Raw genomic sequence first — 601 nt, 5'->3', positions numbered from 1 at the left:
ATCATCAGCCATAATGCGAGATCGCCACTGAGAGCCAGCTTCACTGTTTAGTCCAGATTGATAGGTACTTGTGTCAGAAGCTACGGCCTGCTGGGCTTGTTGCTGATGCGCATTCAGCTGTCCATCTACACCAGAAAGATTGGTTTGGTAAGCGGATTGAGCCGAATTGAACTGCGTTTGAACTGTTGCAGCATCCTCATAGCCTCCCAGAACACCGGATTCAACTTGGCTTTGAGTGCCACCAAAAGTAGGTGCAGTTGATGACAAGCCTTCATTAGAGCGTGGCTGAATAGATCGTAAATCGGCTCCGGTAGCCATGGCCATAACAGTCATTGCTGCTTGATAGTCATTGTCTCGTTCAGCGGGCGTCGAGGAGTTGCTATAGGTTAAAGACTCCATAGCTGCGGCCACATACGCCTGATTATCATCAGGTAGCAAGCGCTGATACATTGGAAGGTTTTCACGTAATCGGTTACCTGCTTCAACATGCTGGTTCATATAGCGACCTAAATAATCCATGACTTCAGGATTGTCCGCCGCTAATCGGGTTAACGTCGCACCATCAGTATTTCTTTGTCCTGATAGACTGTAGCTGGCCTGA

Annotated in this window: 1 pseudogene; it reads right to left on the bottom strand. The window is 48.3% G+C overall.

Annotated features, from left to right (window positions below):
* Positions 1-601: pseudogene (locus tag R7Q09_RS26915) on the bottom strand (conjugal transfer protein TraG); the annotation flags it as partial.

This window comes from Vibrio sp. 2130-1, assembly GCF_033339515.1.
Note: the sequence above shows the minus strand (reverse complement) of the source record. Positions and strands in the feature narration are given on the sequence as shown.